The following is a 14,929-nucleotide window of genomic DNA, read 5'->3' on the forward strand; positions in this document are numbered from 1 at the left end:
CCGGCGCGTAATCCCAAGTTAAAATTATCTTTTTTGGTGCATTTTTTGTTGCCTGAAGGTTTGTTACTGATTTAGGGTAACTCCTTTGTCGTTGCACTGATATTTTGGCTTGGTTTTGAGACAACACCTGAAGAAGTTTTAACTAAAATTCTATACTCATAAGACTTGCCAGGTTTTACCTCACTGTCGATATATTCAGCATTTAGTCTGCCATTTACCTCTGCAATTTGGCTAAATTTATTAGCTCCTGCATCACTTCTTTGAATAATATAGCTTGCCACGGTGCTATCAGGATGTGGTCTCCAGATCACTTTTACACGTCCTGGAAGCCCTGTAATAGCTTGCGAAAATGGTACTGAGTCAAGCAGTGGCTTTGTAGTTGCTGTTGCGATTGTGCCCGGTTGAGAGATGGCGTTACTTGAGTAGGTTCTCATTTGGTACGAGTAAGTTGTCTCTGGAGCTAGATTGCGGTCCACATAGTGCGTTGCAAAGCGGTCTTTTATGTTTGCAACTAGTTGCATTTTTGAGTTTGCATCATTTGGATTTGAGCGATAAAGATAGTAGCCAACGACGCTCTCATCGGTCACTGGATTCCACTCGAAGCCAACTTCTGTCATATCTGAAATAGTTTTTAAACTTGTAATCGTAGGCAGTGACATACTTTGCTGAGTCGGTACGCTAGAGCCGCATCCCGCTAAGAAAGCTGCCAAAAATGGTGTCAATATGCGTAGGGCAAATTTTTTCATCAAAAATCTCCTTGGGAATTTTTTTGTAAATTATTTGGTTAAAGTCATCATACGTTTTTGCGGTAAATTCTACCCTTTTGCCAGTTCGTGGATGGATAAAATAAAGCATATAAGCGTGAAGCATAACCCTGCTTATTTTATCGCCTTGGCTCTTAAATCCGTATAAATCATCGCCTAAAATGTGGCGATTTATGCTAGCAAGATGCACTCTTATCTGGTGCGTCCTACCTGTAAAAAGTTTTGCTGCTATTAAATTTATGCCATTTTCACTTAGCAAATTTACAAAAGCGCTTTTTGCAAATTTAGCGTCCATGACGATCGCTTTTTTTAGGCGGTTGTTTGGATTTCTGCCGATTGGCTTTTCTATGATGACGTCCTCTTTTAGCGGTAGGTCGATCAGCGCTAGATAAATTCGTCCCATGCTCTTATCGCTTAGCTGCTCGCTTAGTTTTGCGTGGGCGAAGTTGTTTTTAGCAACGACGATAGCGCCGCTAGTACCTTTATCTAGGCGGTGGACGATGCCAGCTCTTACGTCGCCGTTTAAATTTGAGAGCATAAAGCCCTTTTTGTTTAGCCACTCAACAAGTGTCGCCTCTTTGACGCTTGGGGCTTGGTGAACGACGATTTGCGGGGGCTTGTTTAGCACTATGAGATCGTCGTCCTCGTAGATGATCGGGATGTCAAAATTTACTTCATACTCGTTTTGCACCTCTTTTTTTGGGGCAAAATTTACGCAAATTTCATCGTTTTCACTCAGTAAAAAGCTTGGTTTTGAGACTGGTTTTAAATTTACGCTTACAAGGGAGTCTTTTATCAAATTTAAAGCTTGATTACGTGAAATTTGAAGCTCTTTGGCCACTGCAACGTCGAGTCTTGAGCTATTTAAAACATTAAATTTAACCAAAATCAAAGCCTTGTTTGTGATATAATCTAGCCCAAAAATTAAGGTTTGCTTCTTGATAAAACTAGATCGGCGTATTTTAACACATTTTGATTTTATTCAGCCGTTTTTGATCATCCCAATCATAGCCATCTCATACATCCTGGTTTCCGAAGCAAACGACATTTTAGCAAACAAACAGCTTATCTATTTTGGCATAGGTTTTGCATCATTTTGCGTAGCATTTTTACTGCCCATTAGACGTATCGACTGGATCATTCCTATGTTTTACTGGGTCTGTATCGTGCTACTTTTAAGCGTAGATCTCTTTGGCGTTAGCAAACTAGGCGCTAGGCGCTGGTTAGAAATTCCCTTCGTTCACTTCACACTTCAGCCATCAGAGCTGATGAAGCCAGCCTTTTTGCTGATGTTAGCTTATCTCATCAAACAGCGTCCTCCAGAGGCTGATGGATACGGAGTAAAAGATTTTTTAAGACTTAGTTTTTATATACTTTTACCATTTGTGCTCATCATGAAAGAGCCTGATCTTGGCACTGCACTCATACTTTTAATAGTTGGTTATACCATCCTTTTTGTCATCGGAGTAAATAAGAAAATTTGGATCACTATCATCCTTGCGATAGGCTTTTTGGCGCCAGTTTTGTATGAAAATTTACATGACTATCAAAAAAAGAGGATTCACGATTTTATCGCTGAGGAGCCAAGCTATCATGTCAAACAAAGCATCATCGCCATAGGTAGCGGCGGACTCAAAGGCAAGCCAAAAGATGAAGCGACCCAGACGCACTTTAAATTTTTGCCAATCGCCACTAGTGACTTCATCTTTGCCTACAATATCGAGCGTTTTGGCTTTTATGGTGGATTGTTTCTGCTTGGACTTTATGGAGCACTCATAACACATCTTTTAAGTTTAAATTATGGTCTAAAAAACGACTATTTTACGCAAGTTACCACCACGGGGATTGCTGCACTAATCTTCGTTTATGTGGGTGTAAATGTCTCAATGACGATCGGTTTTGCACCAGTTGTAGGTGTGCCGCTACCATTTTTTAGTTATGGCGGAAGTAGCTTTGTTACATTTATGGTGCTTTTTGGAATTTTGCAAAATTTGCTAACTTTTAGATTTGATAGAACTTATAGCTTTATAAAAATTCACTTCTAAAATTTTCTCCGCAAATATCAAGCATATAGTTTTTGCTCTATCCTTCTTTGTGCTTTTTGATGCAAGATTTTATGGCATTTATAAGATATTTTATATCCTCTTTTGTATGCGTATAGTGAATGCTAACACGTACCCAGCCAGGTTTTGCTTCAAAAATGGTATTATCTTTTAGATTAAGCAAATCATGTCCATACGGCCCAGCGCAATCACAGCCTGCACGTGTTTGGATGCCAAATTCGCTACTTAAACTAGCAGCAAAATCATAAGGCGAAATGCCTTTTACATTAAATGCAAAAATAGGCAATCTGTCTAAATTTTCAGGACAATAATTTATCACCTCATCTATCTTTTCTAGCTCTTTACAAAACATCTCGCCTAGCTCACATTCAGCCACTTTTATATTATTAAGTCCGATTTCATTTCTTAGCTTGTAGGCTAAATTTGCACGCATTAGCTGCATTATCGGTGGCGTGCCGCCCTCTTCTAAATTTTCAACTTCATTAGTAAAAATATGCGATGTCCTGCTTACGTACTTGACTGTGCCTCCTGCTGCAAATGTAGGCAAATTTTTACAAAGCTCTTTTTTGATAGCCAAAAGCCCGCAACTCCCAACTCCGCCAAGCAGCTTGTGAGGCGAGAGAAACAGTGCGTCAAAATATCTGCAATCGACATTTTCATAAGCACTAAGAGTAGCCACATCAAGTGCCAAAATGCCATTATATTTTTTAATCAGCGAGTAAATTTTTTTATAATCGGTTTTAACGCCAGTGACGTTTGAGGCGGCACTAAAGCTAGCTATTATCTTTCTTTTTGCATTTTGCTTTAATGTATTCTCAAGCATCGCATAATCTATCTCATTGTTTTCATCAAGCTCTATACGTTTTATATCACAAAGCCCTTCTCTTAAGCTAACTTCAACAGAGTGATGCTCATAAGGGCCAATGATCGCTAATGGCAAGTTTAAATTTCTTAAATTTGCTTCGCCGATCAAAGCTCTTGTAGCTGGTGAGATATAAATTCCCACTATCTCCTGAAATTTCTTTATCGCAGCCGTCGCTCCTTGACCAGTCGCAATAAGATAAAAACTATCATCAAGACCCAATAAGCTTTTTAGCTCAGCTCTTGCATTTTCATAGTATTTTTGCGTTAGCACTGCGCTTGAACTACTATCTGAGTGAGTATTTGCGTAGGTTTTTAAAAATTTTAAAATTTCATCTTCAATGGGCTTGTAAGCAAGACCTGAAGCCGTGTAGTCAAAATAGTAAAGGCCCTCTTTTAAAATGATATTTTTTCTTACTTCATCGATATTTAGCAATGTTTTCCTTTTATTTAAAGCAGGGATTATAATTAAATTTTCATAAAAAATCTTGCAAAACAAGTATCTTTTAAAGCAATAAATTTCTTTGTAAATTTTCTATATTTTTCTTTATTGTGCCATCTTCATAGATAGCAGATATTAAGGCGATCATGTCTGGCTTTACTCTAGCGACACTTGCAATATTGCTAGAATTTATACCCCCTATGACACACACATTCATTCCCATTTCTTTTGCTTGTGATATGGTTTGGGTCTTGCAAAGTGGCGCATTTGGTTTTGTTGGGCTTTTAAACATCGCTCCAAAAGCCACATAACTAGCACCATTTTGTTTTGCCCTAAGGGCAAGCTCCAAGCTATCATAGCAGCTAACCCCCACGTAAGCATCATCTCCTAAAATTTCAAACGCCTCTTTTATGCTCGCATCATCTTTTCCCAAATGCACGGACTTTGCTCCTATATGAGCAGCAAATAAAATATCATCATTTACGATAAATCTTGCTCCAAATTTTTCGCATAGGTTGAAAATTTCACCAGCTAGCCTCTCATCTTTGGGTATTTTTTTAGAGCGAAATTGAAAAAATTTCACCCCACACTCTAAAATTTCTTTAGTATATTGCAAGGCTAAATTTTCAGGCATCAACACATCGTCGCTAATCGCGTAAATTTCAATCACTTATGCCAACTTTATGATTTAGTAGACGTTTGCCAAATTTTGTAGTAATTGCATTTTTAATAGCATTTAAAATATATTTTTTGGCTAATTTTATAGCCTCTTCTTTGGCGTATCCATTTGCCAGCAAGCAGGCCAGCGCACTTGCAAAGCTACACCCAGCCCCATGCATGATCTCTGGTTTTATTAGTGGCTCTTTAAATTTAATTACGTCACCATTTTTTTTATAAAGAGTATCTTCACAAATTTCTGCAACCATGCTTCGCTTTAAGATCATATCGCAAGGTAAATTTTTACTATCAAACTCCAAAACTTTGGCTTCATCGATATTTGGCGTGATAATGTCTGCAAATTTAAAAAGCTCTTTTAAGCTTGCTATCGCGTCATCCTCAAGAAGCTTTGAGCCTGATTTTGCTACGCAAACTGGGTCTATTACTATTTTAATGCCTTGCTTATGAAATTTTTCAAGCCAAGAACCAACGCAAGATATAAGCTCTTTATTAAAAAGCATACCAACCTTTATGGCATCTATGTTCAGCTCTTCATCTACCATTTTGATCTGCTCATTTAGATTTGTAACATTTGTAGCAAAGATATTGCTAACGCCATTTGTATTTTGTGCCGTAAGAGCCGTAATGGCTGTGGCTGCGTAGCAAGAAAATGCCTCGCATGTCTTAATATCAGCCTGTACGCCAGCGCCGCCGACACTATCACTTCCTGCAATGATTAATATATTTTTCATCTATCTCCCATACAACCTGAAATTTTATCAACACTAAAAGGATCATCGACTTTCCAACTACTTGAATACTTCTTAATGCTATTTTTTAATGCATCTACTAAATAATCCGCGTCCTTTAGCGTATGCGTATAGTGGAGTCCAGCCCTTACCCAGCCTGGCTTATGGGTAAATAGCGCATCTTCTTTTAAATGAAGCAAATCATGTCCATATGGCCCAGCGCAAGAACATCCTGCACGCGTTTGAATGCCATATTCTTTGCTTAAAACTTTGGCTAATTCATAAGGCGAAACACCAGTCACATTAAAAGCAAATATCGGCAAACGCTTTATGTTATTTGGATGATAGCACGTAAGCTCAGAAATTTCTGCTAGTCTTTTTTCCAAATACTCTCCAAGCTCGCTCTCATTTTCATATATTGTCCCAAATCCTATCTCATTTCTTAGCCTATAAGCCAAATTTGCCCTTATAAGTCCTAAAATAGGCGGAGTGCCAGCCTCTTCTAGCTGTTCACTATCTTTTACAAAAATAGCATAGTTTTTGCTGACATAACTTACCGTTCCACCACCAGCAAATGTCGGCTCATCTGAGTTTGCAAATATCTTTTTTATAGCAAGGAGCCCACAACTTCCAACTCCACCAAGTAATTTATGAGGAGATAAAAAAAGAGCATCGAAATAGTCACAATCAATATTTCCATAAGCGCTAAAACTTGCAGCATCAAATGCCACAATGCCACCATAAGATTTTACAAGAGTATAAATTTTTCTATAATCGCTCAAAACCCCCGTCACATTTGAAGCCACACTAAAAGTTGCGATGATCTCACGACCGATATTTATCCTTAAAATTTGCTCCAAATGATTAAAGTCGATCCCTCCATTTTTATCAAGCCTGATACGCTCAACCTCACAAAGTGCTTGCCTAAAGCTTATCTCATTTGAATGATGTTCATAAGGGCCAAGCACCACGAGCGGAGAATTTTCATCTGGCTTTAGGGCATATCTTTTTTTGAGTGCTGGTGGTGCATAAATTCCTAAAATTTCTTGAAATTTCTTTATCGCACCGGTAGCTCCATTGCCACAAGCAAAAAGACAAAAGCTCTCATCAAGGCCTAGTAAGCTTTTTAATTCACGTCTTGAATCTTCATAAGTTTGAGCGGTTTTATAGGCGTTTGATGAGCTGATAGAGTGCGTATTTGCGTATGTTTGAAGTATTTTTGCCATCTCATCTTCGATAGGTTTATAAGCTAGTCCTGAAGCTGTAAAGTCAAAATAATAAATGCCATTTTTTAAAATTATATTTTCTCTAATATGCTCTAAATTTACCAAATCACAACCCTTGTTTTTTGCGTAGCATTATAGATTACTTTAGCTAAAATATACTACAATGCCCAAATAAAGGATCCAGTATAAAAGCTTTAAAATCAACATTTGAGCGAATGAAACACCTTGATATAAATGAACTTATTAAATTTCATCTCGTCTTTGATGAGTTTGATTTAAAGCACTCATATTATGATGTTTTTGAAGCGATCGAGGCTGAAATTCTAAACAACTTCTTAGCCTTGATGCCAAAATTTTACTTCGAATCCGATACAAACGATGCTATAAAATCTGCCCTCATAAAACTCGCACGAAGCGATAGAAAAAAATTTAACGTACATAAAATTTTACCTCAAAGCCTAGCCAGCAAAGTCTATGCAAAGCTTTTTGAAAAGAATTTTTTACTGCTTGAAAAAAGTAGAGAAGTACTTCCGAAAAGATCAAAAAATCAAATGCTAAAAAAAGAAGAAAGGGGCTATAAAGTTGAGGATAAAATACATTTTAATAGCAATTTTTCAAGGTTTTGGTTTAGATTTATAGAGCCAAATTTAAGCTTGCTAAAAGCTGGCAAAAATAATGAAATTTTAGCCATTATAAAAAAAGAATTTGACGAATATGCAAGCCTTGGATTTGAAATTTTATGCGGTGAACTCATGGCAAAAAAATTTCTGATTAATGGTATATTTTTAAGTAGCTTTTGGAGCAGGAATATAGAGCTTGATATGCTATTAAATATAGGTGGCAAAATAATAGTCGGCGAGGCAAAATACAAAGAGAGAAAGGTTTGTAAAAACGTGCTAAATTTACTATTAAAAAAATGCGAAAAACTAAATATCAGACCAGATATTATTGCTCTTTTTTCAAAGAGTGGATTTAGTAGCGAGCTAAGAAATCTAAAGGATGAAAGGCTAAGGCTTTATGAAATTAGCGATTTTGAGGAACTTTTAAAATGAACGAACACGATATCCAAGCTGGCTTAAAAAGCCTGATAGAGCAGACTTATCTGATAGAAAACGAATATAAAAATTTAACATCATCTTATGCAAACTTGCAAAATTTCATTAAAGATATTGTGGAAATTCTGCCTAATGCTATCTGGGTGTTGGATGAAAATGATGAGATTTTTTTACAAAACTCAGAAGCAGTAAGACTTGGTAAAATTTTTAAAGAGATACCAAAAAAAGAGGGTGAGATAAATGTAGATGGGAAAATTTATCTTTTTAAAACAAGCTCCAAAGACAATAAACTAATAATCTCTGCAACAAACATAACAGTAGAAAAACGCACCGAGCGTCTTGCATCTATGGGCCAAGTAGCAGCTCACCTAGCCCACGAGATCAGAAATCCAGTGGGCTCTATCTCACTTTTAGCTTCAACTCTACTTAAAAGAGCTGATGAGCGCACAAAGCCTATCGTAAATCAAATACAAAAAGCTACATGGCGAGTCGAACGCATAATCAAAGCCACTCTACTTTTCACAAAGGGTCTTAACATAAATGCACAAATTTTTGACTTTTCGCAGCTTAAAAAAGAGTGCGAAGAGGCTATAAATTTTTACGACTATTCAAAGGATATAAAATTTAGCCTAGAATTTCCAGATGGCAAATATATGGGCGATCTTGATCTACTAGCCATTGTCTTTCAAAACATTTTATTTAACGCCATTGATGCTATCGAAGAGAGCGATGATGATGAGGGAGAGATCATTTTAAGCTATGAAAAAACACCGAGTGAGCATAAATTTATCGTTTACGATAGTGGCGAGCCTATCAAAGACAAAGCCATAGTCTTTGAGCCATTTAAAAGTAGCAAGCTAAAAGGAAACGGCCTTGGACTACACCTTTGCTTGCAGATCATAGAGGCTCACAAAGGCAGTATCGAGATCACACTAAATCCAAAAACATTTTGCATAAATTTACCAATAAAGGAGTAAAAATGAATATACAAAACGAACTTGAGACATTTAAAAATTCTCTTCAAATGCTTGACTTGAGAGAAATTTCAAACGATGGAGTAAAAAACGTTGCATTTATCTGTATCGATATGATAGAAGCATTTGCTGGTAGTGGCGCGCTCGCTAGTCAAAGAGTGGCCGCCTTATCAAAAGGGATCGCAACACTTTTTGATAGAGCATGGAAAGATTTTGGTTTTAGAAATTTTATCCTTATAGAAGATAGACACACCAGTGATTCAAAAGAATTTGAGAACTTTTTGCCACATGCCATACTTGATACAAATGAGATAAAAACCGTAAAAGAGATAGAAAATCTAAGCTTTTTTAAAGAGTTCAAGACATTTTATAAAAACTCTTTAAGCATTGCGTTTAATAAAGAATTTGAGGAATTTTTAGAAGAGCGTCCGGAGCTAGACACCTTTATAGTCACCGGAGATTGCACTGATATGTGCGTTTATCAGTGCGTTAGTTATCTTAAACTACGAGCCAATGAATACAATAAAAAAGCAAGAGTTATCGTACCGTTTGATCTTACACAAACGTACGATATACCAGGACACAATGGCGATTTTTACCACGAGATGTTTTCTCTTCATATGAAGCTAGCACTTGGCGCTGATGTGGTAAAGAGTATTAAATTTTAAAGCTTGCTTGAAATATTTATGAGCCTATTTAGCTCGTCAAATTTAAAGCTAAGCTCGTTTTTATTCACTATGATCTCATTAGGACTTTCGCTAAATTTCATATCACAGCTTAGCAAAAGTCCTTTTATAAAGATTTTGTGATCTAGCTCGTAAGAGCTTAAACACTCATTTACTACGCTTAAAAGCTCATTTGCTAGCACTGGCTCTTCAAAGACCATATTTGATCTAAAAGCCACATACGCCGCTCCGCCCTCGTACTCTATCCTATAATAATTTTGCTCATCAAAAGCGGTGCAAAGGATCATACTAATCGTGTGACCATTAAAATTTTCATCTAGCTCAAATTGTGGCATACCAAATGCGCTAAGTCCAAATTTCTCACCAAACTCGCGTGCTTTATTTGCAAGCTCGAGCAACCGCTCATCAAAGCCATTTATATTTTCATAACCCCAAAGCCACGTATTTGACGAGAAGCTTTCAGAGCCGATAAACTGCATATCAAACTCATGCTCATCAAAGTAAATTTTACCGCTATCAAAATCGACCTGCCAGTTGCTACCTTCAACAAGTAGCTTAAATGCACGTTTTTGAAGTAATGTCGCTTTGCCAACACATGCGCTAAAAAGCTCGCTCCAGTTACTTTTATCTACGCCAAGCTTATCTAAAAACATCGCTTCACCGAGGTCTTAGCAAGCTATTGCTTGAAGTGCTTTTTCTTTAAAGCTGTCATTTACAACAAATTTTGTCTTATAGACAAAAATTTGAGCTGTATTTTCATTTTTTATCTTAATAACAAGACGCTTATCATTGTTCGTGCCACTTTTTATATGTTCGTTATAGCCAAGATTATAAAGGTTGGTAATCTTATCTTTGCTAAGCTCACTAAGGCATAAAAGCACCTCTAGCTCGGCATATTCTCTTGCTCTTTGAGGTGTGCTAGCTTCTTCATTTTTAGAAAATTTAGAATTTTGTTTTAGCTTTCTTGTCTTAAAGTCTAAATTTTGCGCATCTTCTAGGCTATAAACCTCGTTTAAATTTGTCCTTACAAATTGATCATCTTTTGTGATATTTATCCTAAAAGCATAAGGCAGGTCGCGTTTTGCTTCATCTTTTACTATATCTTCGATGTTGCCAAGCTCTCTTTCAAAGACTGCGATCTCGATATTTCCATGAAAATCAAGCACATTTATAGTGCCCATTTTCTTGCCACTTTTGGTTATCCTTGTGCTAAAGTCTTCGATCTTGCCAACGACTAAAATTTCAGCGCTTTGCGGCAAGCTCTCAAATTCTGAACTTAGAGTGTATTTTATCTTGTTGATCTCGTCTTTATAATCATCAAGCGGGTGGCCTGAGAGGTAGATACCAACGCTCTCTTGCTCAAATTTCAAGATCTGTTTGATGTCAAATTCGTCATTTATAGTGACAAAATTTATCTTCACATCGTTCATGCTCTCATCTTCGCCAAACAAGCTCTCAACAGCATTTTTACGAATCTGAGCAGCACTTTTGCAAGCTTCTATGATATTTTCTACATTTTGCATAAGCATCTTGCGACTAAAGCCAAACTCATCAAAGCAACCAGCTTTTATGAGGCTTTCAAAGACCTTTTTATTTACTTTAAATGGATCGATCCTTGAGACAAAGTCGTCCATACTCTTAAACTCGCCATTTGCTTCACGCTCAGTGATAATGTTTTCAATAGCCGCTCCGCCAACGCCTTTAATCGCACCAAGCCCAAAGATAATACCGTCATGATCACCATTTTTAACGACGCTAAATTCTTTAGTTGATTTGTTGATAGATGGCGGCAAAGTATCTATATTTATGCGCTTTATCTCATCGATATAGCGAACGATCTTATCGACGTTGCTCTCCTCGCTTGTAAGAAGTGCCGCCATAAATTCAGCCGGATAATAGGCCTTAAGATAAGCCGTCTGAAATGTGACGTAGGCGTAAGCTGCGGAATGAGATTTATTAAAGCCATATCCTGCAAATTTTACAATTAGCTCGAAAAGATCGTCTGCTTTTTGTCCATTTAGCCCTTTTGCCTCAGCGCCTTTTACAAACTCGCCCTTTAGTCTGTCCATCTCTTCTTTGATCTTTTTACCCATCGCACGGCGCACAAGGTCCGCCCCACCAAGGCTAAAGCCACCTATAGCTTGAACGATTTGCATAACTTGTTCTTGATAGACGATGACACCGTATGTTGGCGCAAGGATCGGCTCAAGCTCTTTAAATGAGTATGTTATCTCCGCCTCGCCATGTTTTCTTTTGACGAAGTCATCAAGCATGCCACTCTCCATCGGTCCTGGTCGGTAGAGTGCTAGCATCGCGACGATATCTTCAAAGCAGTCTGGGCGCAAGCTAGTTCCTAGCTTTCTCATACCCTCACCCTCTATCTGAAAGATGCCGATGGCTTGGCCACTTTGTATCATTTTATAAACGCCAGAGTCGTTTTTATCGACCTGCTCCCAGATGATGTCTCTGCCAGTGCGCTGTTTAACAAGCTTGATCGCATTATCGATAACCGTTAGCGTCTTTAGACCAAGAAAGTCAAATTTTATTAAATCAACGTCTTCAAGATATTTGAGGCTATACTGAGTGACAAAGCGATCTTCTGGGCTGTTTGGCTGGCGAAATAGCGGAGTTTTGTTCCAAAGCTCTTCGTTTGAGATGACAACGCCTGCTGCGTGCTGACCGGCGTTTCTGTTTAGCCCCTCAAGATCAAGGGCAAATTTCCAAATTTTAGCCGCCTTTGGATTTTGACTTATTAGCTCAGCTATCTTTGGCTCTTTCTCGTAGGCGTCTTTTAGCGTGATGTTTAGCTCATCAGGGATAAGCTTTGCCATCGCATCAGCCTCCGCATAAGGCATGTCGCAGACTCTAGCGACATCTCTAATGACACCTTTTGCGAGCAATTTACCAAATGTAATGACGCCAGCAACGTTAAATTTGCCGTATTTTTGCGTGACGTAGTCGATGATCTCGCCACGTCTGCTTTGGCAAAAATCCACGTCGATATCTGGCATGCTAACACGCTCTGGGTTTAGAAATCTCTCAAAAAGTAGGTTGTATGGGATTGGATCAAGGTCAGTAATCTTTAGCGAGTAAGCGACCAAGCTACCAGCTGCAGAACCACGTCCTGGACCAACTGGTACGCCTCTACTTTTGGCCTCATTTATGAAGTCCCAAACGATCATCATGTAGCCTGGGAAATTCATTTTATTTATGATACCAATCTCTATCTCAAGGCGCTTTCTATACTCTTCGTGTAAATTTTCAGGGACAAATTTTAGCCTCTCTTCAAGGCCCTTTCTACATTCATATTCAAAAAATATAGCATCGTTTTTAAAACTATATCTGTTTTCTGGCTCTGGGAGGGTCAAATTTCTCTCTTTAGCATATTCAAGTGTAAATTTAAAATTTGGCGGAGTTGGGTTGCCAAGCTTGATCTCAAGATTGCACTTATCCACGATCTCTTGGGTGTTTTCTATCACTTCAGGGATATCTAAAAATAGCTCGCTCATCTGCTCTTTGCTCTTAACAAAAAACTCATGGACGCTGTGGCGAAGTCGGTTTGGATCATCTAACGTTTTGTTCATCGCGATACACATAAAAACCTCATGCGCGTCAGCTCGCTCTTTAAAAGTGTAGTGAGTATCGTTTGTGGCGATGACCTTTATGCCAGTCTCTTTGGCGATGCGCAAAATATCATCATCAATGCGTTTTTGATCACCGATGCCGTGACGCATGATCTCAAGATAAAAGTCATCTCCAAAAATTTCTTTATACTCAAGCGCGACCTCTTTTGCCCTCTCGTAGCCCTTTGCGCCAAATTTGACGTTACGATCGCTTAAATTTAGATGCCAACTCACCTCGCCCTGCAAGCAAGCTGAGCTACAAACCAAGCCCTCGCTGTGCTCTTTTAAGATTTTTTTATTTATACGAGGATAGTAGTAAAAGCCCTCGATGTAGCTCATGGAGCTAAGATACATCAAATTTTTATAGCCAGTCTCATTTTTGGCGATTAGTATAAGGTGAAAGCGCTGCTTAGTACTCTTGTCATCAAGCTGCTCGCCATTATGAACGTAAGCTTCGATGCCAATTAGCGGTTTTATTCCCTCTTTTTTCATCGCCTTGTAAAAATCTATCGCTCCAAACATATTGCCGTGATCAGTAATCGCCGCTGCTGTGTCGCCTCTATCATGAAGCACGTGAGCTAGCTCTTTTATCTTGTTCGCTCCGTCAAGAAGGGAGTATTCGGTGTGTAAATGCAGGTGCGTAAAGCTAGAATTTTCACTCATTTTTTATCCTTTTTTAATGAGTGGATTTTACAAAATTTTGGCTAATAAGGTGCTTGATGAAATCTTAATGGGAACTTTAAAATTTAGATATTTTTCAGTCTGTGGCTAAGAACGAAGCGCGCTGTCATCTGACGCACTATGCTATTAAGGTCTTGTAAATTTTAAACGAGTAATTTCGGCTCTAAAATTTGAGTTAAGCGGTCAGTGAAGCCAAAATTTAGTAGTCAATTCTTATGAGTGAATGGAATTTTAAAATCTATAAAGTGAAAAAGAATTAGATCGCGGACTAAGCCGCAATCTATTATAGATAAACTGGGATATTTGTGTGTTCTAAGAAAAATCTTGAAGTGCCACCAAGCACCATTTCCATAAGACCATTTTCACCATATCTGCTAGCAACGATTAGATCAGCATTTCTATCAATAGCTGCTTTTAAAAGCGCTTCGCCAGGTATCATCGTAGTAGCAATCACTTCAAAAGTGGCTGATATGCCATGAATTTTAAAGTACTCTTCAAGCTTTTTAAGATTTAGTTCAGCATTATCGCCAAGGCTTGCTTTTGAGGTAATGCACTGAACCTTTTTTGCCTTTTTTAAAAGATCGATCGAGCCTGTTAATGCTCTTGAGCTTTGCGTCGTGCCAGTCCAGCTAACAAGGATATTATCGGCTTTAAACTCACGCATTTTTCTAGGGATTACAATCGCATTTTTACCGCTTTTTAAAACAGCTGACTCAAATGTTCCAGTGATCTTTCCATCAAGTGGCACAGCGGCCACTACTAGATCGCAAAATTTACTCTCTTGCTCCACTATCGCACTTCTTTTGCCACTGTGAATCGTAAAATTTGCAGTGCAAACATCTTCAATGATTTCACTAGTTACTTTTATGCCAAGCTCAGCACAAATTTTATTGAAAATTTTCTCATTCTCTTCATGCTCGACAGCTAGTTCAGATTTAGCTGATTTTAGAAATTCTTCAAAAAGCACTCCTCCACGAAGCGTCATTTTCATATTATAAACTACGCTTGGATCAAGCTGACAAGTCATAATTTCCATATGTGTGTTAAACCACTGAGCAACCTTTAGGGCACCATAAATTCTTGGCTCGATATCGTCTCCAGCTCCTATTGGAAAAAGCAACTTTTTGTATTTCATCATCTGTCCTTTA

General features: G+C 38.1%; 13 protein-coding genes. 4 read left to right on the forward strand and 9 right to left on the reverse strand.

The features are described 5' to 3' along the window. Positions 1–71: 71 nt before the first annotated feature. On the reverse strand, positions 72–746 hold the full coding sequence (locus tag CVS92_RS00195) for a fibronectin type III domain-containing protein (RefSeq protein ID WP_199906389.1): 675 nt from the start codon (positions 744–746) through the stop codon (positions 72–74). Beyond that, positions 679–1,650: an RluA family pseudouridine synthase gene (locus tag CVS92_RS00200; RefSeq protein ID WP_107788091.1), complete on the reverse strand. Its 972-nt coding sequence runs from the start codon at positions 1,648–1,650 to the stop codon at positions 679–681. Before CVS92_RS00200 ends, CVS92_RS00195 begins: the two co-directional genes overlap by 68 nt. 52 nt (positions 1,651–1,702) lie before the next feature. Between CVS92_RS00200 and CVS92_RS00205 the strand changes: the two genes are divergently transcribed. Continuing rightward, a complete protein-coding gene (locus tag CVS92_RS00205; RefSeq protein ID WP_107788092.1) occupies positions 1,703–2,809 on the forward strand; it encodes an FtsW/RodA/SpoVE family cell cycle protein in 1,107 nt (368 codons plus the stop codon). Between the two features lie 37 nt (positions 2,810–2,846). Here the strand turns inward: CVS92_RS00205 and CVS92_RS00210 are convergent, their stop codons facing one another. From CVS92_RS00210 to CVS92_RS00225, 4 genes are all read right to left on the reverse strand, one after another. Beyond that, positions 2,847–4,124, reverse strand: coding sequence for an aminotransferase class V-fold PLP-dependent enzyme (locus CVS92_RS00210; RefSeq protein ID WP_107788093.1), 1,278 nt, complete (start codon positions 4,122–4,124; stop codon positions 2,847–2,849). Positions 4,125–4,194: 70 nt separating this feature from the next. Further along, positions 4,195–4,800 carry a thiamine phosphate synthase gene (thiE, locus tag CVS92_RS00215; protein ID WP_107788094.1) on the reverse strand — a complete coding sequence of 202 codons (606 nt, stop codon included), beginning with the start codon at positions 4,798–4,800 and terminating at the stop codon, positions 4,195–4,197. Beyond that, the gene (locus CVS92_RS00220; protein ID WP_107788095.1) at positions 4,793–5,539 is read right to left on the reverse strand and encodes a hydroxymethylpyrimidine/phosphomethylpyrimidine kinase; all 747 of its coding nucleotides are present in this window, start codon (positions 5,537–5,539) and stop codon (positions 4,793–4,795) included. The genes thiE and CVS92_RS00220 overlap by 8 nt, the downstream gene beginning before the upstream one ends. Next, the gene (locus tag CVS92_RS00225; RefSeq protein WP_107788096.1) at positions 5,536–6,867 is read right to left on the reverse strand and encodes an aminotransferase class V-fold PLP-dependent enzyme; all 1,332 of its coding nucleotides are present in this window, start codon (positions 6,865–6,867) and stop codon (positions 5,536–5,538) included. Before CVS92_RS00225 ends, CVS92_RS00220 begins: the two co-directional genes overlap by 4 nt. Positions 6,868–6,977: 110 nt before the next feature. Here CVS92_RS00225 and CVS92_RS00230 point away from each other — a divergent pair, with 110 nt between their 5' ends. From CVS92_RS00230 to CVS92_RS00240, 3 genes are read left to right on the forward strand one after another with little or no spacing between them, the layout of a single operon-like run. Next, positions 6,978–7,814, forward strand: coding sequence for a DUF234 domain-containing protein (locus CVS92_RS00230; protein ID WP_107788097.1), 837 nt, complete (start codon positions 6,978–6,980; stop codon positions 7,812–7,814). Continuing rightward, the gene (locus tag CVS92_RS00235) at positions 7,811–8,794 is read left to right on the forward strand and encodes a sensor histidine kinase (protein WP_107788098.1); all 984 of its coding nucleotides are present in this window, start codon (positions 7,811–7,813) and stop codon (positions 8,792–8,794) included. The genes CVS92_RS00230 and CVS92_RS00235 overlap by 4 nt, the downstream gene beginning before the upstream one ends. A 2-nt stretch (positions 8,795–8,796) precedes the next feature. Continuing rightward, positions 8,797–9,459, forward strand: a complete 663-nt coding sequence (locus tag CVS92_RS00240; protein WP_107788099.1) for a cysteine hydrolase family protein — start codon at positions 8,797–8,799, stop codon at positions 9,457–9,459. Here the strand turns inward: CVS92_RS00240 and CVS92_RS00245 are convergent. From CVS92_RS00245 to CVS92_RS00260, 3 genes are all read right to left on the reverse strand, one after another. Next, positions 9,456–10,130 carry a DUF6882 domain-containing protein gene (locus CVS92_RS00245; RefSeq protein WP_103649144.1) on the reverse strand — a complete coding sequence of 225 codons (675 nt, stop codon included), beginning with the start codon at positions 10,128–10,130 and terminating at the stop codon, positions 9,456–9,458. The genes CVS92_RS00240 and CVS92_RS00245 overlap by 4 nt on opposite strands. A gap of 15 nt (positions 10,131–10,145) precedes the next feature. Then, positions 10,146–13,763, reverse strand: coding sequence for a DNA polymerase III subunit alpha (dnaE, locus tag CVS92_RS00250; protein ID WP_107788100.1), 3,618 nt, complete (start codon positions 13,761–13,763; stop codon positions 10,146–10,148). Between the two features lie 301 nt (positions 13,764–14,064). Further along, positions 14,065–14,916, reverse strand: coding sequence for a universal stress protein (locus CVS92_RS00260; RefSeq protein WP_021091781.1), 852 nt, complete (start codon positions 14,914–14,916; stop codon positions 14,065–14,067). Positions 14,917–14,929 lie beyond the last annotated feature (13 nt).

The organism is Campylobacter concisus, assembly GCF_003048555.1.
In the GTDB taxonomy this organism is placed as follows: Bacteria; Campylobacterota; Campylobacteria; order Campylobacterales; family Campylobacteraceae; genus Campylobacter_A; species Campylobacter_A concisus_AO.

What these genes read in the sequence shown, in the direction of transcription:
- dnaE (WP_107788100.1), bottom strand. Translation starts at nt 13,763, where the DNA reads ATGAGTGAAAATTCTAGCTTTACGCACCTGCATTTACACACCGAATAC.
- CVS92_RS00230 (WP_107788097.1), top strand. Translation starts at nt 6,978, where the DNA reads ATGAAACACCTTGATATAAATGAACTTATTAAATTTCATCTCGTCTTT.
- CVS92_RS00220 (WP_107788095.1), bottom strand. Translation starts at nt 5,539, where the DNA reads ATGAAAAATATATTAATCATTGCAGGAAGTGATAGTGTCGGCGGCGCT.
- CVS92_RS00260 (WP_021091781.1), bottom strand. Translation starts at nt 14,916, where the DNA reads ATGAAATACAAAAAGTTGCTTTTTCCAATAGGAGCTGGAGACGATATC.
- CVS92_RS00195 (WP_199906389.1), bottom strand. Translation starts at nt 746, where the DNA reads ATGAAAAAATTTGCCCTACGCATATTGACACCATTTTTGGCAGCTTTC.
- CVS92_RS00240 (WP_107788099.1), top strand. Translation starts at nt 8,797, where the DNA reads ATGAATATACAAAACGAACTTGAGACATTTAAAAATTCTCTTCAAATG.
- CVS92_RS00235 (WP_107788098.1), top strand. Translation starts at nt 7,811, where the DNA reads ATGAACGAACACGATATCCAAGCTGGCTTAAAAAGCCTGATAGAGCAG.
- CVS92_RS00245 (WP_103649144.1), bottom strand. Translation starts at nt 10,130, where the DNA reads ATGTTTTTAGATAAGCTTGGCGTAGATAAAAGTAACTGGAGCGAGCTT.